The sequence below is a fragment of the Prosthecobacter sp. genome (assembly GCF_020439865.1).
GTDB lineage: Bacteria > Verrucomicrobiota > Verrucomicrobiia > Verrucomicrobiales > Verrucomicrobiaceae > Prosthecobacter.
Window position 1 is genome coordinate 1 of sequence record NZ_JAGRPF010000132.1, and the last position, 24429, is coordinate 24429.

Below are 24429 nucleotides of genomic sequence, written 5' to 3' on the forward strand. Positions count from 1 at the left end.
CAAGGCCTCGGTGGGTTTCGGCGGCTCGTGTTTCCAAAAAGACGTGCTCAACCTCGTCTATCTCTGCGGACACTTTGGCCTGCCTGAAGTCGCCGCCTACTGGGACCAGGTCATCGTCATGAATGACTGGCAGAAGCATCGCTTCGCCGAGCGCGTCCTGCGCACGCTCTTCAACACCGTCACCGGCAAACGCATCGCCGTGCTTGGCTTCGCATTCAAGAAGGACACCAACGACACCCGCGAGTCCGCCGCCATCTACGTGTGCCGCGATCTGCTCGAAGAACGCGCCTCCATCTCGATCTACGATCCCAAAGTCACCACCGCGCAGATTTGCAAGGATCTCGCCATCGAATCCAGCAATCCGAACGTGGAGTTCGCCACCAGCGCGGCACAGGCCGCCAAGGGCGCGCATGCGCTGCTCGTGCTCACCGAATGGGATGAGTTCCGCAAACTCGACTTTGAAGCCATCTACGAATCCATGGTGAAACCCGCCTGGATTTTTGATGGCCGCAGCCTGCTGGACCACGCGAAGCTCCGTCAAATCGGCTTCAAGGTGTACAGCATCGGCAAGCCCTTGCCTCAAGAGGTCAAGGCATAAGCCAGTCCCGGCCCACAAGGGGCCGGACTTAGCTTCCCAGGATGGAAGCCTCCCCCAAAACGATGAACGCGCCGAGGCAGGGCTTGCGCCTGCCTGCGCTGGAAGGCGTGTGCATGAAGCGTGTCCGCCGGGCTGCGAGCCTGGTCTTCTCGTATGCTTCGCTCAACATTCTGGGCCGTGTCGTGCAAATGATCACCGCGTTCATGGTCGTCCGCGCTCTCGGCAAAACCGACTACGCCTGGTACTCGCTGGCCAACAATCTCGTCGGAGCGCTCGGCATGTTCACCGTGACTGGCATCGGCACCGGTCTCATGCCTGTCGCGGGTGAAGTCGCGCACGATCGCCTGAAACTGGGAGCAGTGATGGCTTCGGCAGCACGCTTTCGCACATCGCTGCTGCTGGTGGGCGCGCTCACCGGCATTCCCGTGTTTGTCCATCTGCTGCTGAGCAGCGAATGCTCAGTCTTCAAGACTTCCGTGCTTGTCACGGCCGCACTTGTCTCGGTGTTGATCAACATCGCCTCGCAGATGATGACCACACCGCTGAGCCTGGTCGGCCGCTACAGCGTGCCGCAGTGGGAGAACATCATGAACTGCACGTTGCGGCTGCTGTTCATCGCCGTGCTCATCGGCGCGGGCATGGCGGATGCGCTGACAGTGATGATCATCACCGTCCTGGCGCCGCTGCCCTCCGTTTTTGCATGGATGCTTCCCAAGGCACGGCAATACGCCGCGTTCGAGCAACCCGTCGATCCGGCAGCCACCCAGCGACTGAAAAAGCATTTCGTCGTCGGCCTGCCCACCAGTCTGACCTATCTGTTCGAAGCCCAGATCGCCACCTTCATCATCGGCTTCATGGGAAACATCGACAAGGTGGCCGACCTCGGAGCTATCGGACGTGTCGCTCTGATCCTGCAGGTGCCGCTCGCCGTTGCTTCCGGCATTCTGCTGCCGCGCATGTCCGCCGAACAGAACCAGTCGCGCCTCTGGAAGCTGTGGATCGGCAGCAGTCTGCTCTCCGTTCTTTCCGGTGGAGCCGTTCTATTCGGCGGCTGGCTGATGCGCCACAAGCTTCTCATGCTGCTTGGCCCGGCGTACGCAGGCCTGGAGCATGAACTGGTTTTCTATCTCGGCTTCCAGGTCTTCTCCTTCGTCGTCACCGTCGTCAGCATGCCGGTGCAGTCGAAAGGCTGGGTCAGACATTCGTGGATCCGCCCGATTCTGGTGTTCGGCTGCCAGGCCTTGTCGGCGTGCTTCCTCGATCTCTCCACCGTCAATGGTGCCATCGGTCTCATGTGTGCCGGTTCCGTCGGCAACACGCTCCTGAATGTATTTCTGCTGTTCCACGGCTGGCGCGGACGCGCCGGACTTTGATTCCCTCCAAACATCGATCCCATGAAACAAGTGCTCGCCAAAATCGGCCAAGTGAAGGCCAACATCGACATCTCCGGCATTTCCTCCGCGCGTTCCGCCAGCCTGCTCTGCGAGCTCGTCGAACTGCAGCTCATGCAAAACGCCAAATATCATGAGCCTCGAGCGCTGATGCCTTTCCGTCAGAAAATCTTTTCCCAATACGGCCAGGACGGCATGCTGGCGGAAATCTTCCGCCGCATCGGCGAAGGCGGCAAACGCTTCGTCGAGATCGGCACCGCACCCGCGGAGAACAACACCAACCTGCTGCTGTTGAGGGGATGGAGCGGCCTCTGGGTGGACGCCGGGCTCGAAGAAGACACAGCGCTTCCGATCAGCATCCAGACCCTCATGCGTGAAGGAAAGCTGAAGATCTGCCGCAAGTTCGTGAACCGCGAAAGCTGCAGCACACTGCTCAGCAGCCGTGGGTTTGCCGAGGAACTCGACCTGCTCAGCATCGACATTGATTACAACACGCATCACGTCTTCACCGAACTCCTGCCGCTCAAGCCGCGCGTGTTCAGCGTGGAATACAATGGCATGCTGCCCGCTGACCTCGACTGGGCGGCGCCCTATGATCCAAAGGCCGTATGGGATGGCTCCACCTTGTACGGTGCCACACTTGGAACGATCAGCGCAGCCGCCGAAGCGGGTGGATATTCGCTGGTTGGTTGTGAGCTTTCCGGCACCGACGCCTTCTTCGTGCGCCACGATCTGCTGAAGGACCTCTTTTTGCGGCCCGGCGACGCGATGTTCCACTGGGAGCCTCTGCGCATGCATCTCGGCCAAATGCAGCGGCACCGCATCGCGATGCCCATGCTCGAATAACAGTCTCTTCCTCCGCGCCATGAAAGTCGCCATCGCATCCCGCATCCACCCTGCGTCCGTCGGCGGTCTCGCCGCCTATCAGCGCCAGCTTGCCTCCGGACTGCAGAGCTTTTGCCGCATCAACGGTCACTTCCTCAGCGTGCAGCACCTTCAGACCGGCGCGGATGACAAGGCTGACGCGCTGCAATGGCCATCGTCCGAACTCATGCCTCAGGACACTTGGAAGAAGCAGCATCGCTGGGTCAGCCGTCTCGCATCACGCGCACCGCTGCTGCCTTTCGCGGACACGTTGAGCCGCCTCATGAATCATCACGAGGCCTGGAAATCATCCATCGCAAATGTCGATGTGCTGCACTTCGTCGGCACCGGTTGGGACATCATCGGTTACCCTTTGTGGCGTGAAGCACGCGAGGCAGGTGTTCCTTTCACCGTCTGGCCCGCGGTGCATCCGGACAGCTGGGGCGATGACGCTTTTGACGTTCGCCTCTACCAGAAAGCCGACGCCGTGTTCTGCCAGTCTGAACACGAACGGCTGCATCTCGCCGCGCGCGGCGTGCCGTTGGACAAGCTTATCCGCTGCGGTCTTCCTCCCATGTGCCACGCAAACGGAGACGGCTGGCGTCTCCGCTCCAAACTGGAGATCGGCGCCCGCCCGGCGGTGTTGTTTCTCGGACGTCGCGATGAAGGCAAAGGTTACCCCGCATTGCTCGACGCGTGGCCGCTGGTGTTGCGCAAATGTCCCGACGCTGTGCTGCTGCTCGCGGGACCGGGTGACGTGGATGAAGCACGCCTCGCGCTCAATTCCCCCGATAGCATCCGCGACCTCGGCTGTCCGTCCGAACAGGAGAAAGCGGACGCCTATGCGGCCTGCGACATTTTTTGCCTGCCTTCAGCCCATGAATCTTTTGGGATCGTGTATGTGGAGGCCTGGTCCTACGGCAAACCAGTCATTTGTGGAACTGCTCCAGCGAGCCGGGAGCTGGTCGAAGATGGTGTCACAGGTGTGTGGGCTGATCAGCAGCCGCAGCAACTGGCCAATGGCCTGCTGCGGCTGCTGACAAACCCGGAACACCGTCACCGTGTCGGTCTCAACGGCCTGCGACATCAACTGCTTCACTACACCACCGAACGGATGGTCGGCTGCCACTTGAAGGCGTGGAAGATTGCCTCTCCAAATTGAAACCAGCGACGACCATGGCCGACACATCACCTTTGACGCACCCAATCGTGCCGGACGTCCAACCTCCGACACCGGAGGCCCCGGTCTCATGCTGGCCTTGGTGCAATGATCCCATGCCTTGGCTGTCCGCCAAGATCAGGCCCGATCCCTTCACCACCATTCCGAAGCATGCCGGAATGACAGGCGGCGTGAAGAAACCACGGGATCCGTTTACAACGTCGCCATAGGAACCGGCGCTGATATGGCCTTCTCGGAATGAACGGCCGTTCATGAGATCTCCGAAGCACACCCTCATCTGCCGACTGACATCTTCCACCTGATCGTTTAGCCATGCCGTTCGCATCCATCATCATTCCCACCTGCAACCGAACCGGTGACCTGCGGCGGTGCATTGAAAAGCTCATCCCGCAACTGCCGGAAGACGGCAGCGTCGAGCTCATCGTCACGGACGACGGTTCGTCCCATGCCACGCATGACATGATCTTTTCGTCATACCCCATGATCACGTGGATTCAGGGACCACGACTGGGGCCCGCGGCCAATCGCAATCGCGGCGCTCTGACAGCCCAGGGTGAGTGGCTCATTTTCGTGGACGACGACCTGCTGCCCGGTCCGAATTTTGTGACGGCGTATCTGTGCGCGATGCAGTCCGCTTCCAAACAGTTGTGCGTCCTTGAAGGAAGCACCACGCGTCCGACCAGTCCTCCATCACTGCTTTGGGAGGCCCCGGAAAACGTTCAGGCACACGGACATCTCGCATGTTCATGCAACTTCGCCATTCGTGCCGGCACCTACCGGATCATGGGTGGCTTCGACGAGCGCTACTCCGGCGGCGTCTATGCCGAGGACACGGATCTCAGCGCGCGACTGCTGCGGGCCGGTTATCAGGTGCAGTTTGTGGAAGACGCCGGAGCTGTGCATCCGATCCGACATGTGCCAGATGCAGCCAAGCTCGCCAAACGCTGGGAGGGAAAGGTGATCTTCGCCTTCGATCAGGGGGCTTCGGCTTTTACGGTGGGCTGGCGGCTGCCATGGCATGCGTTGCGCGTGATCCAGTCGCGTTTCCGCCACCAGCCGTGGACGCGCGAAAACATCCGCGCCGCCCTGCTCTTCTTCGGTGAGTGGTTCTTCGTCCTGATCAGCACACCTGCCTGGGTGAGCAAATGGTCCGAGGCACCACGCAGCTCGTTCTGGTCCACCAGCGCCGTCCGCGTGCCCAAGTTCGGCTTCTAACCCGAAACTTCGATGGAATCCATCATTACCACCTGCTGCCTGCCCAACAAGCCGGCGGGCCAAGCTCGGCGGTCCGCTGCCGCGAGCCCTGAGCGGTTTGAAGGACTCACCATCATCCGCATGGCGGCGGCTTTTTATGTGGTGTTCCATCACATGACTGCGGACAACTTGAAGGGAGCCCCGACGCTCGTGGCTTTTGCGTCGGATGTGGCGAACGATCTCGGCTGGAGCGTACCATTCTTCCTGCTTCTGGCCGGCTTCCTGATGGCCCGCTCCGTTCATGGTGGAGCTCCGGCACAGGTGTCTGCCAGATGCTTCCGGTCGGCAAAACGTGTCCTGTGGTTGTGGCTCGGATGGTCGCTTGTTTATCTGCTCAATCCGCCTTTGAAGCCACTGCTTCATCTCGACATCGCCGCTGTGACTCGACACTACGCTGAGGTCCTGTCTTCGAACTGGCCTCGTATGATCTGGGTGGGAACCAGCTATCACCTTTGGTTCTCAGGTTCCTTGTTGATGGCGTGGTTGTTGATGGCTTTCGCAGCCAGGATGCAGCCTCGACTGGCAACGGTCCTGGTGCAGGACTCCAGAAGAGTTCTAAAACTAGGCGTCGGAATGGCATTAATCGCTGGGGGAGCCATCTGGCTCATGCCGCGGCAACCCATGTCAGGTTGTCAAGTGGGACTGGAGGTCGTGGTGGTTCACGCTCTGCTGCCTTTCTCGTTCGTGATCATGGGGGCGTCCCTGTGGCAGTATCGTTCCGTGCTCTCCAGCCGAAAGGCCATCGCCTGCCTGATCTGTCTTGGCATCGGTCTGCGCATGATTGAAACCGAGTGGCTGTCGTTGGACCTGAACAGCCCGGGGCCACGTCGCATGTACGCCAGCAATCTCCTGTTCGGTTCCGCCGCGCTGGCCATCGGACTTCAACTGCCTTTGAAAAAATCTCTGTCCGGAGTCTGGCTGGTGACGCCCGGTATCTACTGCGTCCACATGTTGGTGATCAGCAGACTGGAAGCGCTCCACGGTCCTTTGCACAACTGGATCGAGCAGTTCGGCGTCCTCCTCGCTGTCTTCGTTGCCTCCCTGGCCATCTCCTTTGTCCTCAGCCGCTTCAAAACCACAAGCGTCCTGGCAACATGACCGCCGTGCTGTTCCAGAAACTCTGCCGCCGCATCGCACTCGTTGAGTCTCCCGTTCGCAGACTGCGCAAGCTGGCCCTGCGCCTGCGCGGAGCCCGGATCGGGCGCGGCACGCAACTTCCACGAACGCTCGTGACCTGGCCCCACCAGATTCAACTTGGCCGCGATTGCGTGCTTCAGCCGGACATCTTCTTCAATTACTCCCACTACTGGAAGCCGGGGCCGTCCATGATCTTCGGCGACCGCGTCTTCATCGGCCGCGGCTGCGAGTTCAACATCCGCGAACGTCTGGAAGTCGGCGATGACTGTCTCATCGCCTCCGGTTGCACCTTTGTGGACACCAATCACGGACGCGACCACGGCAGCAGCATGAACGCGCAGCCTCTCGAAAGTGCGGCCATCACGCTGGGACGAAACGTCTGGCTCGGAGCGCAGTGTGTCGTGCTGAAGGGAGTTCACATCGGCGACGGTGCGATCATCGGAGCCGGATCAGTGCTCACCAAATCGGTCCCGGCTGGCGAGATGTGGGCCGGAGTTCCCGCGCGCCGGATTCAAGCTTTCACCACAACCGCATCAACCCATGTCACGTGAAATCTCAGCTCTGATCATTTGCGGCGACCGCCTCGACGAGGTGACACGCTGTCTGGAAAGTCTCGGCAAGCTTGGCGATCTGCTGCACGAAGTTCTGCTGCTTAAAAACGCACCGAAACATCCGTGGCGGGACAACTGCTTTGAATCGGTTCCTTCCCGCGTAAGCAACCGGCTGCACATCATCTCATCCGAAGAGCAGGTGTTTCCCACCACCGGTCGCAACCGTCTCGCCGCTCAGGCCACTGGCTCCGTGTACCTTTTCCTCGACGACGACTCGCTGGTGCTTGAGCGCGCGGGGATCGAGAAGGGCCTGCGCATCCTGCAAGGCGATCCCAAGATCGGCTCCATCGCCTTCCCGCAGTCCACTGAGGCGGGTGAACTTGCTCCATTCGCGCAGCCGGCGCCCGTGGAACATGAATGCTTCACCTGCGGCTTCATGACCTGCGCGGCGATGACGCGGGCTGACGTGTATCACCAGATCGGCGGCTTTCAGGAACTGCTGCAGATGGCGCATGAAGAAAACGAATTCTGCAAACGGCAGTGGGACGCAGGATTCGCCGTGCTTTACCTCCCGGAGCGCAGCATCTGCCACAACCCCAGCCCCAATGCGCGCAACAGCCGCCAGCGCGCCATGTTGAACGCCCGCAACATCTGGTATCAGGCCGTGCTGCATGAGCCGCTCTGGCTGCTGACCGTCACCCTCCTGCCACGCCTGATTCAGGCAGCACGATACCTGCGCGGCTCCCGCGAATGGACGGGAGGAAACTGGGGCTCTTTATACCTTCAGGCGCTCAAAAACTTCATCGCGGATCTTCCGGCCCTCCTTCGAGAAAGGACGCCGCTGGCCGCAGCCACCATGCTGCGCTGGCAGCAGATGAAGAAAAAATATCCGCGCTACGTGGCCGCCTGAAGCCGCGCGTCTCTTTGACCAACCACATCCTCGAAACCTATGGACTATCTTATTGGAGCAATCGACCATCATGACTGGGCAGACGTTTGCTGCTGGCACAGATCCGCACTGCGGAACGGATTCACGGGAAAAATCGTCCTGATCTGTTACGAGCACATGACCGACAACGCCTTGAAGCGCATCCGCAAAGCAGGCATCGCCATCGTGTCCGCAGTCAGCAGACGCGGCGTGAATGAAGACCGGTTTCGTGACGTCGCCGCCTTCGCCGGAACCCTGGCTCCGACGGACCGGATTCTCATGACGGACGTGCGCGATGTGGTCGTGCAGCTCTCCATTCATCAAATCCTCGATTCACTGCTCGCTGAACGGCCCCTCGCCTGCGCCGGCGAAGGCGAACTCTATGGCGACTCGCCGTGGAACCTCGAAAACATCAAGGCGAACTTTCCTGACCGCGTCGATGAGATCAGCCGGATGGAAGTCTTCTGCGCCGGCGTGCTCGCAGGACAGGCGAAACCATTCGCGGCGTTCGCACAGGCGATCTGGCGCCAGTCCATCGAAGCCCTGGGCTTCAACGGTGATCAGATTGCCATGAACATGGTCGTTCGTTCGGACGCATTCCGCGATCAGACGGCGCTGTTCCCCGCAGGCAATCCCCACATCTGTCACTTCGGCAACCTCTCAGGTCCTGACAAGGTGGCACGCCGCACTCACCTCAAACTGGAAAAGGGCTCACTGTCCGACCTTCATGCCAGCCGGCCGGTGGGTGTGTTTCACCAATACACGAGGGACAAGGCCACGCGCAACGCCACCCTGATGGCCAATGGAGCGTTGAGGGACTTCTACCTCGGCAAGCTCATCACCTCATTGCAGCAGAAGGTCGGTCTGTATCCCAATTGGAAGCCCTACTGGAAATCGTAAGGCGCTTCCAACCTCCGCTGCTCGCGAACAAAACCCAGCCTCACGAGAACAAACATGAACCCGACCACTCTCTCCGAGCCTCTGGCCTTTCCGTCACCGGAGAGGGAAACAACCTCTGCACGACCATGCCTGCGTGAAATAACCGGGAGCCCTGTCTCCGGCATGTCACGACTGCCGTCTCTGGATGGATGGCGCGCCATCAGCATCCTGTTGGTTCTCGGATCTCACACCATTTTTTCGACTGGCTTCCCGCCTCATCTGGCGAAAACGTTTCACCACCTGTTTGATGGCATCATGGGGGTGCGATTCTTTTTTGTGGTCTCGGGCCTCCTGATCACCTGGCTGATGCTGGCGGAGGAACGCCGCACGCAGAAAGTTGATCTACGCCGCTTTTACATCAGGCGGACACTGCGAATCCTTCCTGTCTATGTGGCCTTCCTCGCAGTGGCCGCCATTCTGCAATGGAGCACACCGTGCGATCACACGTTGCGCGGCTGGATTGGAAATCTCACGTTCACCCGAAACTTCGTGCTGCATGACAACCACATCAGCGACCACCTTTGGTCCCTTGCGGTGGAGGAACAGTTCTATCTACTCTGGCCCTTTGCCTTCGTCTGCATGACACCGGCTCTGCGCGCCAGAGTCATGCCGTATTGGGTGGGCGTCACCGTTTTCGCCGCTTTCATCAGCCGTTTCATAGAAGCGTTCCCGCTTTCGGAGTCATCACTTTATGCGGACGTGTTTCAGGAGCGTTCGTTCTTCAACAATGCCGATGCACTCGCGATCGGCTGCCTTGCAGCGGTCTGGCTCTCGACCAACGAAGCACGACTGCGCGCGATCCTGACATCATGTCGTGTGGCCGTCTTTCTTCTCGGCATCGGCATGCTGATGGAACCGTATGCCGTCCACTGGCTCACGGAACGTGAATGGCTGCCTCCGGCTCTCAAAGGCCTCGGCTGGGTCATGTGGTCAGGCCTTGGCAGAACCATCCAGTCCGTCGGCTTCGTGATCCTCGTGCTTCAAAGCATCATGCTGCCCACGTGGGGACTCTACCGCTGCCTCAACTGGCGCGCCGTCACTTCCATCGGCGTGCTGTCCTATTCCATCTACATGTGGCAGAACATCTTCTTCACCGATCCCGCCACCTTCGGCCTGCCACCCGTCTGGTGGATGACCTGGCCGTTGTGGTTGGTGCCTGCTTTCGTGGCGGGCATTCTCTCCTATCACCTGCTGGAGAAACCTTTTCTGAAATTGCGGCACCATTTCCGCGCGCCGCTCCCGGCGTGACGTCCAGAAAGCTCACGAGGTCGCAAAGCCGGCCTCCTCCATCACAAGCACATGAAACTCGCTGTCAGCGGATACGTCTCGGCACAGGAAGGCAGTGTGGCATCTGCCAACGCGCTGCTGCTTCGTTCTCTGATCGAAGCAGGACATGAGGTGGACTTCTTCTCGAAGCCCTCGTTCGTCGATCCCCGGCCCTGCGTGGGTGAACACGAGCGCTTTCGCTTCATCCCCACGGACAATGTGGGACCGGACCGCTTCCGCGCCAAAGTGCAGCGCATTCCTGTGCTGGGATTCCTGGCCTGCCGATGGGACTGCGCCACCTACACACGGCTGCTGCTGAAACAAATCCGGCACGAGCACCAAACACGCGGCTACGACCTTGCTCTCTGGCTCGGTGACTATGCACCCGGTCGCGTGGACGGACTTCCGTCGATCAGCTTTGCACAAGGACCGCCCGGAACCGATGCGCGTTCCATCGCCTCACGCTTTGATAAGATCCGGCGCCTGGCAGGTCCGGCAAAAGCATTGAAGTGGCTCGCCTTAGCGAAACTCCGGCTTTCCTCCCTTGGGTTGCCGCCCCTGCGCCACTCAGACCACATCATCGTCGGCAGCGAGCAGTCGCGACAGACATTGCATGATCTGTATGGCGTGAAGTCTTCCCAAACTTCGGCGCTGCCTTATCCGATCGACCTGACGATGTTCCGTCCATCCGCGGAAACGACACCAGTCAGCAATGAACTTCGCGTGCTCTGGCTCGGGCGGATTATTCCCCGCAAGCGGCTCGATCTGTATCTGCTCGGCCTTGAACTCGCCATCCGCCAAGGAATCCAGATTCAAGCCACGATTGTGGGCGGAACGGGATTCGTTCCAGGCTATGAGAAGCTCATCGAATCCTTCCCCTTCCCGGATCGACTGCGCTGGATCAAACACCTGCCACGTGGGCAGGTGCCGGCACTGCTGCATCAACACGATGTCCTCGTGCAACCGAGCGATGAGGAAAACTTCGGTTCATCGGTGGCCGAAGCACAGGCCTGCGGTCTGCCAGTGATCGTCGGACGCACCAACGGCAATGCGGATTATCTTTGCCCGCGTGATGTGCATCTGGCGGACGACCGACCGGAGACGCTGGTCGCAGCGCTTCAACACATGGCACAAACGAAGGGTGAATCTTCCATCCCCTCACGAGCCGTGGCGGAGGCGCACTTTGATCTGGAGCAGGTGACCACGCGTCTCACCACCATCCTTTCCACCGTGATGGAAGCTCATTCACCGGCCAAAAACCCGCGCATGAACACGCAGCACGAAACCATCGATGTCATCATCCCCACGCTCAGACGGCCTGATCATCTGCGCCGCTGTCTGGAGGCGCTGAGCAGGCAGGACGTGGCCGCAGACCAGATCCTTGTGGGCATCCGGGCTGATGACGATCTCAGCCACGCTTTGCTGCGTGAGTTTGAAGACACTCTTCCGGTGCGCGCCGTGGAAGCGCGTGGAACGGGCGTCGTGGGTTCGATGAATTCATGCCTCGCCGAATGCCATGGCACCTGGATCACACTGCTCGACGACGACGTGGAGATCCCGCCACACTGGCTGAGCACCATGCTGGGGCATCTCCGTTCCCGGACAAACGTCGTGGCTGCTGGCGGCAGAGATCTGCTGATGGACTATCCGGAGATGCGCCGCACCGAACCGCTGGTTGAAGACGTGGGACAGATTCACTGGTATGGGCGCATCACCGGCGGTCATCATCGAGGTGGCGGTTCGACTCGGCTCGTGCAGGTGCTGCGTGGGTCCAACTGCCTGTTCAACGGTGACTTCCTCCGTCGCTGCGGCTTCGAACGCGGACTGCGCGGCAAAGGCGCCCAGGTGAACTGGGAACTGGCCCTGGGTCTGCAGGCACGTGCGGAGGGGAAGCGCATGGTCTTCGATCCTGGTGTGGGAGTGATTCACAACGTCGCTCCACGTCACGACGACGACTCGATTCATCGCGGTGTCTTTCACTTCAACGGCACCAGCGACATCGCCTACAACGAAACCTTTGTGGTTTTGAAGCACGGACGTGGTCTGCGGCGCTGGACCATGCTGCTTTGGCAGATGTATGTCGGCAGTCATGTCTGTCCGGGTTTGGTGCGAGGCGGAGATCTGCTGCGCCCAAAAACCCGTCCGCTGCAACGTTTCGCCGCCACGTTCTCCGGCCGTTTCGCCGCCATCCTCCAGTCCTTGGGCAGACATTCCGAATCAGAAGTCGCGCTCACCGACCCATCGGCACGCGTCAGCGAGCTCAAGTGCTGACAGCATTGAGGCTCGACCTCAGATCACGCTCTCAAAGCTTATGATCACCTTTCTCTATCGCCACCGGCTGAAACCCAAACTGTTCAGCCGTGAATGGCTGAAGACCTGGCTCAAACGCGTTTGGACACTGCCCGGCCTGCTCGGCTACTGCCTGCAATCGCAGCGCCTCCGACTTCGTGGAGCCCAGATCCCACCCTCCAGCGTGCTTGCCAAGCTCACGGTGCACGGCAATGCCGCCAATCTAAGCATCGGCAACTGCTGCAGCGTCGGTGTCGCCCGCATGCAGGCCCACGCACGCATCGAAATCGGTAACTATGTGGTCATCAACGACTGCGTCCGCATCATCACCGGCTCACACGACATTCATTCGCCCACCTATGATCACATCTTCAGTCCGATCGTGATCGAAGACCACGCGTGGATCGCCACCGACGCGATGATTCTGAAAGGCGTGACCATCGGACGCGGAGCCGTCGTCGCCGCAGGAGCAGTGGTGGTCAAGGACGTCCGCCCGTTTGCAGTTGTCGGTGGCAATCCCGCCAAAGAGATCGGCACACGCAACATCGAACGCTTCGACTACATCCCCTCCTCATGGTTCGCGCCGGTGATGGCATGGGTGGGACGCAATCCAGTGATCCGCGACGTTGTTCCGACAAAGGATCCCGCGGTGATCCATCCCGAATCGCTGTCGGCCACGAAACTCGCATCGCACTAGCATGGAACTCCTCATCGCCATCCTGATTGTGCTGCCCGCCGTCATTCTGGCCGCGAAGAATTCGAGTTACCTGCTCGACTACGTGTTCTTCGTCGTCGCGTTGAACCGCGGCATCCGGCGCCTGGTGGATTTCTACATCAATGGCGCCTTCAATCCCCTTTCCACGATCAGTCTGACCCCGCTGGTCGTCAGCGCACTGCTGCTCATCCCGACGATGTCGCGGTTTCACCTGCTCACCCCGCGCTGCCGCAACATCGCGTACCTCATCATGCTGGCGCTCGCTCACGGCATGGCGATTGGTTTCCTGAATGCCGGCCTCGGCGCCATCTATTCGCTCGGAGAATGGATGGCGGGCTTCGGCGCCTTCTTGTTTGCCGCCACGGCACCGGTTTCCACCGGCACCGCGGACCGCTGGATGAAGTCTTCCGGCTACGCCGCCCTGATCGTGGCGCTCTACGGTTGGTTTCAATACCTCACGATCCCTGCCTGGGATGCGTTCTGGGTCACCGAGGTGAATTTCGTCGGTTATCTCGGTCAGTTGCGCCCCACGGAGATGTCCGTGTTCTCCACCATGCACGAACGCGGCCCCTGCGCGAGCTTCCTCGCCTGGGCGGCGATTCCGATGATCCTGCACCCACGCTGGAGAATTCTGGGCGGCTGGCTCACGATCGCTCTGCTCTTCTCCGTGGTCGTGCTGACGATGAGCCGAAGCATGTTTATCATCGTCGCGCTGGTTTCAATCCTGCAGCCCGCCTTGTCGAAGGGACGCGGTCTCGGCCGGGTGCTCTGCTTCGCCGCCCTGCTCGCGATCGGCGCCAGCTACGGTCTGGAGAAAATGCCCGGTGCAGAACGCATTCAAAAACGTTTCGAGACCGTCAAAGACATGCAAAACGACGGCTCCTACCAGGGCCGCATGCAGATCCTGACCAGCGGCATTCCCTGGGTCCTGCAGCATCCGCTGGGCCTCGGCCTTGGCAGTTCCGGATTCGGCGCCGGACGCATCGGTGGCGGCGCCAAGGAAGGCTGGTGTGACAGCGGTTACATCGAGGTCTTCAGCCAGTTCGGCTGGATCGGCGGTCTCGCCTTCTTCGCGGCGATGGCACAAATCTGGAGCGAGCTGACGCGCCGCATCCGGCTCGGCGGGCGTGATCCGTTTTTGTTCACCGGACGCGCCGTGCTGCTCGGCTGCCTTGTCTTCCTTTACGTGGGCAATGTGTTCGGCGGCTTCTCGCTCTTCTGGGTCTTCCTCGGCATCTCGCTCAACCGCCTGACCACTTTCGTGCCGGCACCACGCGTCTTTTCACCACCTCAACCGGATCCCATGCCGTGGGACATGCCGCAGTCCGCTCTCATCTGATCACTCCAACATCCCAACAAAATGAAAATCGCCTACGCCATGATCAACTGTAACCGCCGCGACGGCAGCGCACGCGCGGTGAACGAAGTCGCCGAGCGGCTCGCCCAAAAACACGAGGTGCATCTCTATGCCCGCAAGGCGGAGGATCTCGATCTTTCGCGCATCGCCTGGCATCGCGTTCCCGGCGTGAACTGGGCCGAGGTGATCGACTTCGGCAGCTACTACCTCGAAGTGAACCACCTCGTGCGTCCGGGCCAGTTTGAAATCGTCCACACGATCGGCTGCAACACGCAGCGTGGGAACGTGATCACCATTCAAAACATCCAGCCGGCCAAGAAGCAGATCCTCGACCGCCTGGGAAGCACCGAAAAGGTCTCATCCGCACGACGCCTCACACGCTGGCTGTATCTGAACGCGACCTGCGCGGCGGAGAAGCGTCTGTATCAGTACAAACCCGGACGCAAGGCCCCGATGTTTCTTCCTGTGTCCCAAGGAGTCGCCAACGAGCTGACTAAACATTACAACATCGGTCCCGCGCAGGTTCGCATCATTCCCAATGCAGCAGACACCAAGCGCTTCCGACCGATGAGCCAGGGTGCCAAGAACATCTGGCGTGCTGAGAACAAGGTGCCGCAAGACTCGTTGATGGCGATCTTCGCAGGAGGCGAATGGGCGCGCAAAGGACTCGACTTCGCCATTCAAGCGATGGGTCTGCTCAAGGACGTTCCGCTGACCTTGTTTGTGGCCGGAGATGACCCGGATCGCACACGTTTCATGAACATGGCAAGGGACGCCGGTGCCTCAGACCGAGTCATCTTCGGCGGCTTCCGCAAGGACATGCCACAGGCGCTCGCTGCGGCGGATATGTTCCTCTTCCCGAGCTGGTATGAGGCCTTCAGTCTTGCGACCATCGAAGCGGCGGCCTGCGGTCTTCCGATCGTTGCCACGCGCATCAACGGAACGGAGGACTTCATCTCACCTGGAGAAAACGGCGACTTTGTCACGCATGACGCCGCCAATGTGGCTGCGGTGCTGCGCCGGCTGTGTGAGCAGCCCGAACATCTCAAGACCATGGGCGCGAACGCACGCGAGCGTGTGGAGATGAACTACACCTGGGACCGCATCGCGCAGATGACGGAAGACGCCTACCTCGCCCACCTCAGCAACTAATCGGATTTCATCGCCATGCACGTTCTCATCGTCAGCCACTCCTGCGCCACGGCGCTCAATCAGGAACTCCACGCCCGCATCCAGCGCGAGACAGGCTGGAAAATCACCCTCGTGGTGCCGGATCTCTGGCGCGACGAGTTTGGCAACGAACTGCGACAGCCGCCTTGTGAAGGATTGGAGAGCTCGGTCATCCGCTGCGCGGTCTGGAAGAACGGCAGCATCATCTTTCACGTCTATCGCATGCGCTGGCATCGCTTCCTGCGCGAACTGAAGCCGGATGTGATCTACATGAACCACGAGCCGTATGCACTGGCCACGGCGCAGGTCTGCCACGCGAACAACCGCACCATCCGCGTGCCGTTCGGCTTCTACTCCTGCCAGAACATCAACAAGAAGTATCCGCCGCCCTTCTCGTGGCTGGAGTCGATGGTGTATCGCTCATCGAACTTCGCCTTTCCAATCACCGACAGCGTGGCGAATGTGCTGAAGGCAAAGGGTTATGAAGGCCGACAGACGGTCTGCGCGCTGCCGCTCGATCCTGAGCGCTATCATCCTCGTCTGAGGCAGAACCCGCCGGAACGTTTCCCGAAGTCCGAAAGCCCGGTGATCGGCTACGTGGGTCGTTTGGTCGAGCCGAAAGGGCTGCGCACGCTTGCGACCGCACTGGGCATGATCCGAGATCTCGACTGGCGCATGGTGCTCGTCGGCACGGGCGACTTTCAGCCCGAGTTTGAGCGTCTGCTCACCGAACAAGGCGTGCGTGACCGCATCTTCTTCGCCGGTTATGTGCCGCACGATGAAACGCCGCGCTGGCTGGCCTCGATGGACATGCTCGTGCTGCCTTCTGAAACGCAGCCGAACTGGGAGGAGCAGTTTGGTCGTGTGATTCCCGAGGCGATGGCCTGCGGCACGCCGGTCATCGGTTCCGACTCGGGTGAGATCCCCCATCTCATCCGCCGCGGTGAAGGCGGGCTCGTTTTCACGCAGCGTCAGCCGGACGAATTCGCCGTGGCCCTTCGCCAGCTCATCACGGGACCCAAACTGCGCCGTCAGCTCGCTGAAAACGGCCGTCATTGGGTCGAGCACGAGATTTCACTGCCCGCAGTGGCGGGCAAAATGATCGAGGCGTTTGAAACCGCGGTCATGAAACAGGATCGCGGCCAGGTCGCGGCTCAAATGCTTCTGCCAAAACCAAGTCATGCGCTTGCACAGCCCTGAACTGCTCTGGAGGTGGAGCCGCGGGCTGCATCGCCGCGGTTGGAACCTTCCGGCGCGCATCGTGAAGACCTTGAACTTCGCGCTGCACAAATGCCTGCTGCCCGCCGAGGCGGAGGTGGGCGAAAGCGTGATTCTGGAGCACTACGCGCTCGGCATCGTGATGCATCCGCAGGTGCGCATCGGCAACCGCTGCCGTGTTTATCATCACGTGACGCTCGCTGGCGAGACCTGGATCGGATCGCCGCACTTCATCACGCTGGAAGACGATGTGACGATTGGTGCGCACAGCATCGTGGTGGCGCGTCCGAACACACCGCTGACCATCGGGCGCAAATCGGTGCTCGGCGCCGGAGCGGTGCTCACGAAGGACATTCCCCCGTTTGAAATCTGGGCCGGCAATCCGGCCCGCAAAATCGGCGACGTGCCGCAAAACTCATGATTGCTCAACTTGGCATGCACTTGAAAGCCTCCGCCGGAGGCGTGGACCGCTACTTCAATGCGCTCAACAACACGCTGGCCCGGCAGGGAGTCAGCGCGACGGCCTATGGTTTCGGCGAAGCGTGTGACGGCACCAGCCTCGGGCCGGTGAACAAGCCGCTCATGCAACGCTGGAAGGCGGTGCGGAAGCAGGTCGTGCCACAGCGTGGCAAAATGCTCGCGACGCATTTCGCGCTCTACGCACTGCCTGCGGTGCTCGGCAGACGCTGGGACGGGCATGTGGTGCACTTTCACGGCCCGTGGGCAAACGAATCCAAACGCGAAGGCGGGAAGATGCACGCGGTGTTGTGCAAGCAGATGCTCGAACGCGCGGTGTATCATCGTGCGAATCGTTTCATCGTGCTGTCGAAGGCCTTTCGTGAGCAGCTTTGCCAGGGATACGGCATTCCAGAACCGCGGGTTCATATCATTCCGGGCGGCGTGGAGACGGAGAAATTTCATCCGGTGGACATGGTGGAGGCGCGCCATCGGCTCGTGTGGCCGCAGAAGCAGAAGATCATCGTGTGCGTGCGTCGTCTGGCACGCCGCATGGGCTTGGAGACGCTGATTGAAGCGTTTGCCAAGGCCACGGTCGATCACCCTGATGTGAAGCTCATGATCGGCGGACAGGGTCCGTTGCGTGATGAACTGGAGCAGCAGGTCTTGAACGCCGGTTTGAGCAAGCAGGTGCAGTTTCTTGGCTTCATTCCCGAAAACACGCTGCCGGCCGTGTATGCGGCGGCCGATCTTTCGATTGTGCCCAGTTCTGCACTGGAAGGGTTCGGTTTGATCTCGCTCGAATCACTCGCCTGCGGCACACCGGTGCTGGTGACACCTGTCGGCGGCCTTCCGGACACGGTGAAAGGTTTGGATGGCGATCTGGTTCTGCAAGGCACCGGCACCGATCACATCGCCGCAGGATTGCGCGGCTGGCTCGAGGGCACGCTGCGCCTCCCTTCCCGCGAAGCTTGTCGCGAACATGTGATGCGCGGATTCACCTGGGACCGCATCGCCAGACAGGTGTGTGAGGTGTACCGCGAAGCTGGATGGCAGTCGAAATCGTGATGAAGAAAGGTGCCCGCATCTCTTTGCTGGTCCTGCTCGCCGCCGGACTCTGGCTCGCCTTGAAACCGACGGCGGGAAACCGCCGCCTCACCTTTCTTCCGGTGCATTGGTCGGAGTACGTCGATTTCATGGACTTCTGGTTCAACCTGGGCGCCTTCGCCCTTCTGGCAGCCACCGCCTGGCTGGCGTTTGGAACATGGAAAAAGGTGCTCGGCCGCGCATGCCTGATCACCGGCTTCATCACGCTGCTCAATGTGATGCTGGAGCTGCTGCAGTCGTCGATCCCCGGCAGGGCCATGGACTTGGCGGATGTCTGGGCGGGACTGCTTGGCTGCGTGCTGGGAATCGTGGGAAGCATGGCCGTGCAGTTGATGACTGAGGGCAGGAAATCGAGTGATGGGATTCCTCAGGTTCTGTTCCTGGATCAAACAGGGCGTCTCGGCGGTGCGGAACTGATGCTGCTCGACATTGCCAGCGCGCGAGCGGCGGACAGTGAGGTCGTTCTTTTTCAGGACGGCGAGTTTCGATCTGCTCTGGAGAACGCTGGCGTGAAGACGCGGGTGCTTCGACTCGACGATGAAGCCTCCTCAGTAAACAAGCAGGCGGGGCTCCTTCACGTGCTGCGATCGATTCCAGGAATCGTTCAGCTGATCCTGCAGACGGCCCAGGCGTCACGATCGTTTGACGTGGTGTACGCGAACACCGCCAAGGCCCTGATCATCGGTGGTCCGGCCGCTCGTCTGGCGGGGCGGCCGCTTATTTTTCATCTGCATGACATCATCGCCGACGGGCACTTCAGTCCGATCAACCAATGCGCGCTGATTTTCTGCGCGAACTGTTTTGCCGACCGAGTGATCGCGAATTCGGAGGCCACGAAAGACGCATTCGTTGCCCGCGGCGGCCGCGCCGAACTCTGCGTGGTGATCCCCAACGGTTTTCACATTCCCGAAGAGCGCACGAATAAGGACGACCTGAAAAAGCTGCGCTTCTCCTGCCTCAACATTCCGTCGGACGCGTTCATCGTCCTGATGGCTGGTCGGCTGGCTCATTGGAAAGGACAGCATGTGTTGCTGGAAGCGCTGAAACCCATGCCGTCCGCGCATGCTGTGCTGCTCGGAGATGCGCTGTTTACCGACGAGGATCGTGAATATGCACACCGTCTGCATGCGCAGGCTGATGAATCGGAGCTCACAGGCCGTGTTCATTTCGCAGGTTTTCAATCCGATACCCTAGCGTATTTCGATCTGGCCGATGTCGTGGTTCACGCCTCGGTGTTTCCCGAGCCCTTTGGCCGTGTCATCGTGGAAGGCATGCTCGCCGGCAAACCAGTGATCGCCTCACGCGCGGGCGGAGCGGCGGAAATCGTGTCGCATGAGCACACGGGGCTGCTGGTGGATCCTGGCAACGTGAACGAACTGGCGGAAGCCTTGATGCGCCTGCAGCACGATTCCGCATTTGCCGCCCGTCTGGCCCTCAACGCACAACAAACTGCGCGAGACGTTTACGCGCTGCCCGCCGTGCAGCGCCAGATCGAAAACCTCATCCGGAAGGCCGGGAAGTATAAGACCGACCCAATACCCGGAACGGACACAGCACCGTCGGCCACACAAGCCGCATGAACTCTCTCCCCACTCACTCCACCCCCACCCATACCGCCATGTGCAGCATCCATTCCAAACGTCGTATCGCCATCGTTCACGACTGGCTCCCCGTCTATGGCGGTGCCGAACGAGTGCTCGAGCAGATGCTCAAAGTATATCCCGAAGCCGATGTGTTCAGCCTCATCGACGCGCTCGATGAAAAGAACCGTGAGTTTCTGAACGGCAGGCCTGTGAAGACCTCGTTCGTGCAGAAGCTTCCAGGCGGAAAGAGATTTTACCGTCATTGCTTTCCGCTCATGCCGCTGGCGATCGAACAGTTCGACTTCAGCGGCTATGACATGGTGATCTCCAGCAGCTACGCGTTTGCGAAAGGGGTCATCACCGGCCCGCGACAGCTTCATCTTTGCTACTGCCATTCGCCAATCCGCTATGCCTGGGATTTGCAGGCGCAGTACTTGAAGGAGTCAAAGCTGGACCGCGGCGTAAAATCGTGGCTGGTGCGCTGGCTGCTGCACATGATCCGCATGTGGGACAACCGCACCGCGGCCGGCGTGGACGCATTCATGGCGAACTCACGCTTCATCGCACGCCGCATTGAAAAGGTCTACCGCCGTGAGGCGACTGTGGTCTATCCGCCGGTCAATGTGGAGCGCTTTGAAACTTGCCGCGACAAGGAGGACTTTTATGTGACGGCGTCGCGTCTGGTTCCCTACAAGCGCATCGACCTGATCATCGAAGCGTTCAACGGCATGCCGGACCGGCAGCTCGTGGTCATTGGCGACGGGCCGGAACTGCCACGCCTCAAACGCATGGCCGGTCCCAATGTGCGAGTGCTTGGCTGGCAGCCGAACGAAGTACTGAAGGACCATCTGCAACGTGCGCGCGGGTTCGTGTTTGGCGGCGAAGAAGACTTCGGCATCATCCTGCTCGAAGCTCAGGCATGCGGCACTCCGGTCATCGCGTACGGGCGCGGCGGTGCGCTGGAGACGGTCGTAGAGAATGAAACCGGACTGTTCTTTGGCGAGCAGAGACCGGAGGCGCTGCGTCATGCCGTGGCCGAGTTTGAAACACGCGAATGGGATGCGCTGAACTGCCGTCATCATGCGGAGCGATTCAGCGCCCGCACTTTCCGTGAAAGTTTTCAGAGTTTCGTCGAAGAGGAGTGGAGCCGCTTTGCTGCGGAATCTTCGGGAGTGGAAACACGCTCGACCCAAGGCTGGAAAGGGCGGGCGCAGGACGTGCCACAGGGGGAGATAATCGACGAAGTGGCCCAGGGACTGGGAATGGTGCAGATGCTGCCATCCTAAACGGATCGAGGGCACACACAGGGGCCTGAAGGCCCCCTATACGTTCGGCCGCAAACGGCCAGCAAGGGAAAGCCATGCCCACGCATCTTGCGACATGGATAAGGCTTCGCTTAACGCGATTTAAGCCTCCCAAGAGCGCCGAGGATCCATAATTAGCATTACCTTCCACGATGATTCTGAAAAACAGACCTTTCATGGTTCATCGGTGGCCGGAGAACGATTCCATCTCCTCTGGGAGGCCTGGGCATCCGATCGCCCGCTGGTTGCTTCCAGTGCTTATCGCGGGGCAGATTCAGGCGCAGGAGGTCACTCCTGTGGCAGCCCGATTCGCGTCAACCAAAGGCATCGTGTTAATCTCCACCTCGAACAGCGGTGAAAAGCAGGCGCAAAAAGGCGACACCGTGCGCGCGGGTACCGTGATTTCATGCGGCCTCGAGTCGGGGGCATTGTTGAGGCCGCTGCCGACGCTCTGTGTGGTCATTTATCCGGAATCCAAGGTGCGCTTTGACGGTGCAGGCGTTTCATCCGGCGGAGGAACGATGAACTGCAGCATCGTTTCCGGAAAAGCGTTGTTCCATATTGATCCGCTTGATTCATCCTTCGGTCGCTCCAGAGGCGGACATGAAATCAATGTGACGATCGTCACGGAAGAGGGCGTCATCACCACCAGCAGCACGAGCGAAGAACTCGCACATGGCGGAGGGAAACAGCCGGTCGAGCCAGGATCAAAACAGCCGGCCGCCACATGGACGGTGCAGCACGAGGAAGGCCGAACCGTGGTGGCTGTGGGAGAGGGAACCAGCAATGTGAGCATCGGCAAAGGCACGGTGGCGGTGAACGGAGACGTCGGCGGTCACATCGAAGTGCCGAAAGGCTCCGTCATCTGGCTGTTCAACCGTGGCGGAGGCAGGATCGATGCCGCCCTTGTGAACACCCTCACCGGCAGGGTGACCAACCTCACCGGAGGTCCGTCCAACGGAAACGACCTCGTCGAGCAGTCCAAGAAGCAACTGGTCACGCCATCCTCCGGTGGAACGACATCGACCACAGGTCCGACCATGCCTCAAACGACTTCCACGCCAACCGATCCCCCGTCGAATCCCGATTTGTCCACTCCACGCGGAGAACTGCCGGTCGTCTCCGCCGAAACCCCCTGAAGAACGCCCCGTGATGAATCCCCCCCTTCACAGATTCCGATTTTCAGCCCCCCTTCTTGCATGGTGTGCGATATCGCTGACCGCGATCACGCAGGGCCAGGACACGCTGCGCGATGCGGCGACCGGCACGAAGGCATCACTCGCCTCCCCCGCCGCCTCGACCGTGAGCAATCCGGAGGATCAGGAAGATCTCTTTCTGAACGAGTTCATGAACTATGAGATCCAGCGCCAGAAAAACTGGAAGCTGCGCCTGTTTGCCGCCGGTTCCTGGCGCTATGACTCCAATGTCTTCCTGCGGAGCTCCAACATCCAGAGCGATGTGATGTGGAGCGCGCGACCAGGGTTCCAGTATTCTTATGGCGACGAGGCGGCAAAACTGCAGTTGCTGGCGGACTACTCCGCGCAGTTCAATTTCTTTGAGAAGTTCGACTCGCAGAACTCGCTCAATCAGTTCCTCAGCCTGTCGATGAACTACCGCATGAAGAAGACCTCCATCAAGCTGGGGGGGCGCTTCAACGATGTCACCGGCGGAGATTTGGACGTCGGCGGCCAGGCGCAGCGTGTGCAGTTCTCGCCCAGCATGCAGGTGTTGCATGAACTGACCGCCAAGGTACAGATCGGCATCACCGGCCAAGTGCAGCAAAGCCACTACAACGCGCTGCTCTCGTCCACCACATGGCGGTATGGACTCTTCGCCGACTACGCCTTTTCCCCGCAGTTTAGGCTGGGTGTGCAGTTCAACGAGATGATTCAAGAAGTTCAAGGCAGCGGCAGGCAGACCGGGGAGGACTTCCTCGTCCGTGTGGAATGGGCGGCGTTCAAAAAGCTGTCTCTCACAGGCACCGCAGGCGTGCATCTGCTGCATACCGTCTCTGCCGGAGACACGACGCTGCCGGTCGGCACGCTGGGATTCAAATATGAAGTCGGCCCCAAGACATCCGTCTATGTGAATCTCTACGCCAGATCCCAAAACTCCCCTTCTTTGAGCGGACAGTATTTTCAATCAGAAGGCGTGTTGTTCGGCATCCAGCAGCAGGTGGGGAGCAAGACCAGCATCGGTGCGGACTTCGGCTACGATTTTTCCGAATACCATACCTATCTGTCGGGACTGGCGAGCACCCGCAAAGACCACGTCCGATTCATCCGGCCATGGCTGAAGTACACCCTGCACCGCCACCTTGCCCTGGAGTTGTTTTACCAGCACACCGTCAACAGCTCCATCGGCGGAGGAGCTCAGCCCTTCACACGTGATCTCATCGGTGCCGGCCTCACCAGTTCCTGGTAACCCCCTTCGGCCTCCTTTTCCCCTATGAACACACATCCATCCATCCTCACCGCTTTCAGCGGCTGCCGCACGTGCGTCCTCAGCGCCGCACTGTTCTGCCTGGGCTTGCAAGTGAATCTGCGGGCTCAACAAACCTTCAATGATCCGGCGAAGACCAGTTCGGGCATCGCTCAGAGCAACACTGTCCCGCCCGACTACGAAATGCGCGAAGGGGATACCGTGCAGGTCACGGTGTTCAACGAACCTGAACTCTCCGCCGGCGGCAGGATTCGCAAGGACGGCACCATTCAATGTCCTCTCATCGGTTCTGTACGCATCAAGGGCCTGAGCCAGGCTGCGGCAGCCAGAGCAATCGAAGACGCTTATCGCGAGGACTATCTGGTCCATCCGGAGGTCAACCTGTTCGTTTCTCAATTCACCGTGCAGCGAGTCACCATACTCGGTCAGGTCCAGCGGCCGGGCTCGCACGAACTGCCAGCGGAGAAGAACCTGACGATCCTGCAGGTGCTGGGAATGGCAGGAGGCCCGACGCGGGTCGCCAATCTGAAAAAGGTGCTTGTGAAACGCATCAAAAACGGCCGCGAAGAGGTCGTCAAAGTGGATGTGAACAAAATGGTCTCCGGCGAGCAGTCCATGATGTTCTACGTGCAGGAAGACGATGTGATCACCGTGCCCGAAAGCCTGTTCTAACTCCCCTT

22 protein-coding genes are annotated in these 24429 nt (G+C 60.1%); all 22 read left to right on the top strand.

What is annotated here, in order from left to right; genetic code table 11:
• On the top strand, window positions 1-598 hold a 598-nt coding region (locus KDL09_RS15440; protein ID WP_294386897.1), incomplete at its 5' end, for a UDP binding domain-containing protein.
• Between the two features lie 41 nt (window positions 599-639).
• Entirely contained in the window at window positions 640-1971 is a 1332-nt protein-coding gene (locus KDL09_RS15445) for a hypothetical protein (RefSeq protein WP_294386900.1), read from the top strand.
• Window positions 1972-1992: 21 nt separating this feature from the next.
• Window positions 1993-2835: a hypothetical protein gene (locus tag KDL09_RS15450; RefSeq protein WP_294386902.1), complete on the top strand. Its 843-nt coding sequence runs from the start codon at window positions 1993-1995 to the stop codon at window positions 2833-2835.
• A gap of 19 nt (window positions 2836-2854) precedes the next feature.
• Window positions 2855-4015: a glycosyltransferase family 4 protein gene (locus KDL09_RS15455; protein ID WP_294386905.1), complete on the top strand. Its 1161-nt coding sequence runs from the start codon at window positions 2855-2857 to the stop codon at window positions 4013-4015.
• 330 nt (window positions 4016-4345) lie between these two features.
• Window positions 4346-5248 (top strand): glycosyltransferase, encoded by a 903-nt coding sequence (locus tag KDL09_RS15460; protein WP_294386908.1) that lies wholly within the window; start codon window positions 4346-4348, stop codon window positions 5246-5248.
• 12 nt (window positions 5249-5260) lie between these two features.
• Window positions 5261-6385, top strand: coding sequence for an acyltransferase (locus KDL09_RS15465; RefSeq protein ID WP_294386910.1), 1125 nt, complete (start codon window positions 5261-5263; stop codon window positions 6383-6385).
• Entirely contained in the window at window positions 6382-6975 is a 594-nt protein-coding gene (locus KDL09_RS15470) for an acyltransferase (protein WP_294386912.1), read from the top strand. Before KDL09_RS15465 ends, KDL09_RS15470 begins: the two co-directional genes overlap by 4 nt.
• On the top strand, window positions 6965-7885 hold the full coding sequence (locus KDL09_RS15475) for a glycosyltransferase (protein ID WP_294386915.1): 921 nt from the start codon (window positions 6965-6967) through the stop codon (window positions 7883-7885). The genes KDL09_RS15470 and KDL09_RS15475 overlap by 11 nt, the downstream gene beginning before the upstream one ends.
• Before the next feature lie 156 nt (window positions 7886-8041).
• The gene (locus KDL09_RS15480; RefSeq protein ID WP_294386918.1) at window positions 8042-8803 is read left to right on the top strand and encodes a hypothetical protein; all 762 of its coding nucleotides are present in this window, start codon (window positions 8042-8044) and stop codon (window positions 8801-8803) included.
• Window positions 8804-8965: 162 nt separating this feature from the next.
• Window positions 8966-10090 (top strand): acyltransferase, encoded by a 1125-nt coding sequence (locus KDL09_RS15485; protein ID WP_294386921.1) that lies wholly within the window; start codon window positions 8966-8968, stop codon window positions 10088-10090.
• Window positions 10091-10141: 51 nt separating this feature from the next.
• Window positions 10142-12379: a glycosyltransferase gene (locus KDL09_RS15490; protein ID WP_294386924.1), complete on the top strand. Its 2238-nt coding sequence runs from the start codon at window positions 10142-10144 to the stop codon at window positions 12377-12379.
• A 40-nt stretch (window positions 12380-12419) separates the two neighbouring features.
• Window positions 12420-13094, top strand: a complete 675-nt coding sequence (locus tag KDL09_RS25170; RefSeq protein WP_345781093.1) for an acyltransferase — start codon at window positions 12420-12422, stop codon at window positions 13092-13094.
• A 1-nt stretch (window position 13095) separates the two neighbouring features.
• Window positions 13096-14451, top strand: a complete 1356-nt coding sequence (locus tag KDL09_RS15500; protein ID WP_294386925.1) for an O-antigen ligase family protein — start codon at window positions 13096-13098, stop codon at window positions 14449-14451.
• Window positions 14452-14472: 21 nt separating this feature from the next.
• The gene (locus KDL09_RS15505; RefSeq protein ID WP_294386927.1) at window positions 14473-15621 is read left to right on the top strand and encodes a glycosyltransferase family 4 protein; all 1149 of its coding nucleotides are present in this window, start codon (window positions 14473-14475) and stop codon (window positions 15619-15621) included.
• A 15-nt stretch (window positions 15622-15636) separates the two neighbouring features.
• Window positions 15637-16839 (top strand): glycosyltransferase family 4 protein, encoded by a 1203-nt coding sequence (locus KDL09_RS15510; protein WP_294386929.1) that lies wholly within the window; start codon window positions 15637-15639, stop codon window positions 16837-16839.
• Entirely contained in the window at window positions 16820-17278 is a 459-nt protein-coding gene (locus tag KDL09_RS15515) for a DapH/DapD/GlmU-related protein (RefSeq protein ID WP_294386931.1), read from the top strand. The genes KDL09_RS15510 and KDL09_RS15515 overlap by 20 nt, the downstream gene beginning before the upstream one ends.
• Entirely contained in the window at window positions 17275-18381 is a 1107-nt protein-coding gene (locus KDL09_RS15520) for a glycosyltransferase family 4 protein (RefSeq protein WP_294386934.1), read from the top strand. Before KDL09_RS15515 ends, KDL09_RS15520 begins: the two co-directional genes overlap by 4 nt.
• Window positions 18363-20000: a glycosyltransferase gene (locus KDL09_RS15525; RefSeq protein WP_294386936.1), complete on the top strand. Its 1638-nt coding sequence runs from the start codon at window positions 18363-18365 to the stop codon at window positions 19998-20000. Before KDL09_RS15520 ends, KDL09_RS15525 begins: the two co-directional genes overlap by 19 nt.
• A 38-nt stretch (window positions 20001-20038) precedes the next feature.
• Entirely contained in the window at window positions 20039-21289 is a 1251-nt protein-coding gene (locus tag KDL09_RS15530; protein WP_345781094.1) for a glycosyltransferase family 4 protein, read from the top strand.
• A gap of 263 nt (window positions 21290-21552) precedes the next feature.
• Complete coding sequence (locus tag KDL09_RS15535) at window positions 21553-22446, top strand: hypothetical protein (RefSeq protein ID WP_294386942.1); 894 nt, start codon at window positions 21553-21555, stop codon at window positions 22444-22446.
• Window positions 22447-22459: 13 nt separating this feature from the next.
• Window positions 22460-23731, top strand: a complete 1272-nt coding sequence (locus KDL09_RS15540; RefSeq protein WP_294386944.1) for a hypothetical protein — start codon at window positions 22460-22462, stop codon at window positions 23729-23731.
• A 24-nt stretch (window positions 23732-23755) separates the two neighbouring features.
• Window positions 23756-24421, top strand: a complete 666-nt coding sequence (locus KDL09_RS15545) for a polysaccharide biosynthesis/export family protein (RefSeq protein ID WP_294386945.1) — start codon at window positions 23756-23758, stop codon at window positions 24419-24421.
• Window positions 24422-24429 lie beyond the last annotated feature (8 nt).

What these genes read in the sequence shown, in the direction of transcription:
- KDL09_RS15445 (WP_294386900.1), top strand. Translation starts at nt 640, where the DNA reads ATGGAAGCCTCCCCCAAAACGATGAACGCGCCGAGGCAGGGCTTGCGC.
- KDL09_RS15450 (WP_294386902.1), top strand. Translation starts at nt 1,993, where the DNA reads ATGAAACAAGTGCTCGCCAAAATCGGCCAAGTGAAGGCCAACATCGAC.
- KDL09_RS15455 (WP_294386905.1), top strand. Translation starts at nt 2,855, where the DNA reads ATGAAAGTCGCCATCGCATCCCGCATCCACCCTGCGTCCGTCGGCGGT.
- KDL09_RS15460 (WP_294386908.1), top strand. Translation starts at nt 4,346, where the DNA reads ATGCCGTTCGCATCCATCATCATTCCCACCTGCAACCGAACCGGTGAC.
- KDL09_RS15465 (WP_294386910.1), top strand. Translation starts at nt 5,261, where the DNA reads ATGGAATCCATCATTACCACCTGCTGCCTGCCCAACAAGCCGGCGGGC.
- KDL09_RS15470 (WP_294386912.1), top strand. Translation starts at nt 6,382, where the DNA reads ATGACCGCCGTGCTGTTCCAGAAACTCTGCCGCCGCATCGCACTCGTT.
- KDL09_RS15475 (WP_294386915.1), top strand. Translation starts at nt 6,965, where the DNA reads ATGTCACGTGAAATCTCAGCTCTGATCATTTGCGGCGACCGCCTCGAC.
- KDL09_RS15480 (WP_294386918.1), top strand. Translation starts at nt 8,042, where the DNA reads ATGACCGACAACGCCTTGAAGCGCATCCGCAAAGCAGGCATCGCCATC.
- KDL09_RS15485 (WP_294386921.1), top strand. Translation starts at nt 8,966, where the DNA reads ATGTCACGACTGCCGTCTCTGGATGGATGGCGCGCCATCAGCATCCTG.
- KDL09_RS15490 (WP_294386924.1), top strand. Translation starts at nt 10,142, where the DNA reads ATGAAACTCGCTGTCAGCGGATACGTCTCGGCACAGGAAGGCAGTGTG.
- KDL09_RS25170 (WP_345781093.1), top strand. Translation starts at nt 12,420, where the DNA reads ATGATCACCTTTCTCTATCGCCACCGGCTGAAACCCAAACTGTTCAGC.
- KDL09_RS15500 (WP_294386925.1), top strand. Translation starts at nt 13,096, where the DNA reads ATGGAACTCCTCATCGCCATCCTGATTGTGCTGCCCGCCGTCATTCTG.
- KDL09_RS15505 (WP_294386927.1), top strand. Translation starts at nt 14,473, where the DNA reads ATGAAAATCGCCTACGCCATGATCAACTGTAACCGCCGCGACGGCAGC.
- KDL09_RS15510 (WP_294386929.1), top strand. Translation starts at nt 15,637, where the DNA reads ATGCACGTTCTCATCGTCAGCCACTCCTGCGCCACGGCGCTCAATCAG.
- KDL09_RS15515 (WP_294386931.1), top strand. Translation starts at nt 16,820, where the DNA reads ATGCGCTTGCACAGCCCTGAACTGCTCTGGAGGTGGAGCCGCGGGCTG.
- KDL09_RS15520 (WP_294386934.1), top strand. Translation starts at nt 17,275, where the DNA reads ATGATTGCTCAACTTGGCATGCACTTGAAAGCCTCCGCCGGAGGCGTG.
- KDL09_RS15525 (WP_294386936.1), top strand. Translation starts at nt 18,363, where the DNA reads ATGGCAGTCGAAATCGTGATGAAGAAAGGTGCCCGCATCTCTTTGCTG.
- KDL09_RS15530 (WP_345781094.1), top strand. Translation starts at nt 20,039, where the DNA reads ATGTGCAGCATCCATTCCAAACGTCGTATCGCCATCGTTCACGACTGG.
- KDL09_RS15540 (WP_294386944.1), top strand. Translation starts at nt 22,460, where the DNA reads ATGAATCCCCCCCTTCACAGATTCCGATTTTCAGCCCCCCTTCTTGCA.
- KDL09_RS15545 (WP_294386945.1), top strand. Translation starts at nt 23,756, where the DNA reads ATGAACACACATCCATCCATCCTCACCGCTTTCAGCGGCTGCCGCACG.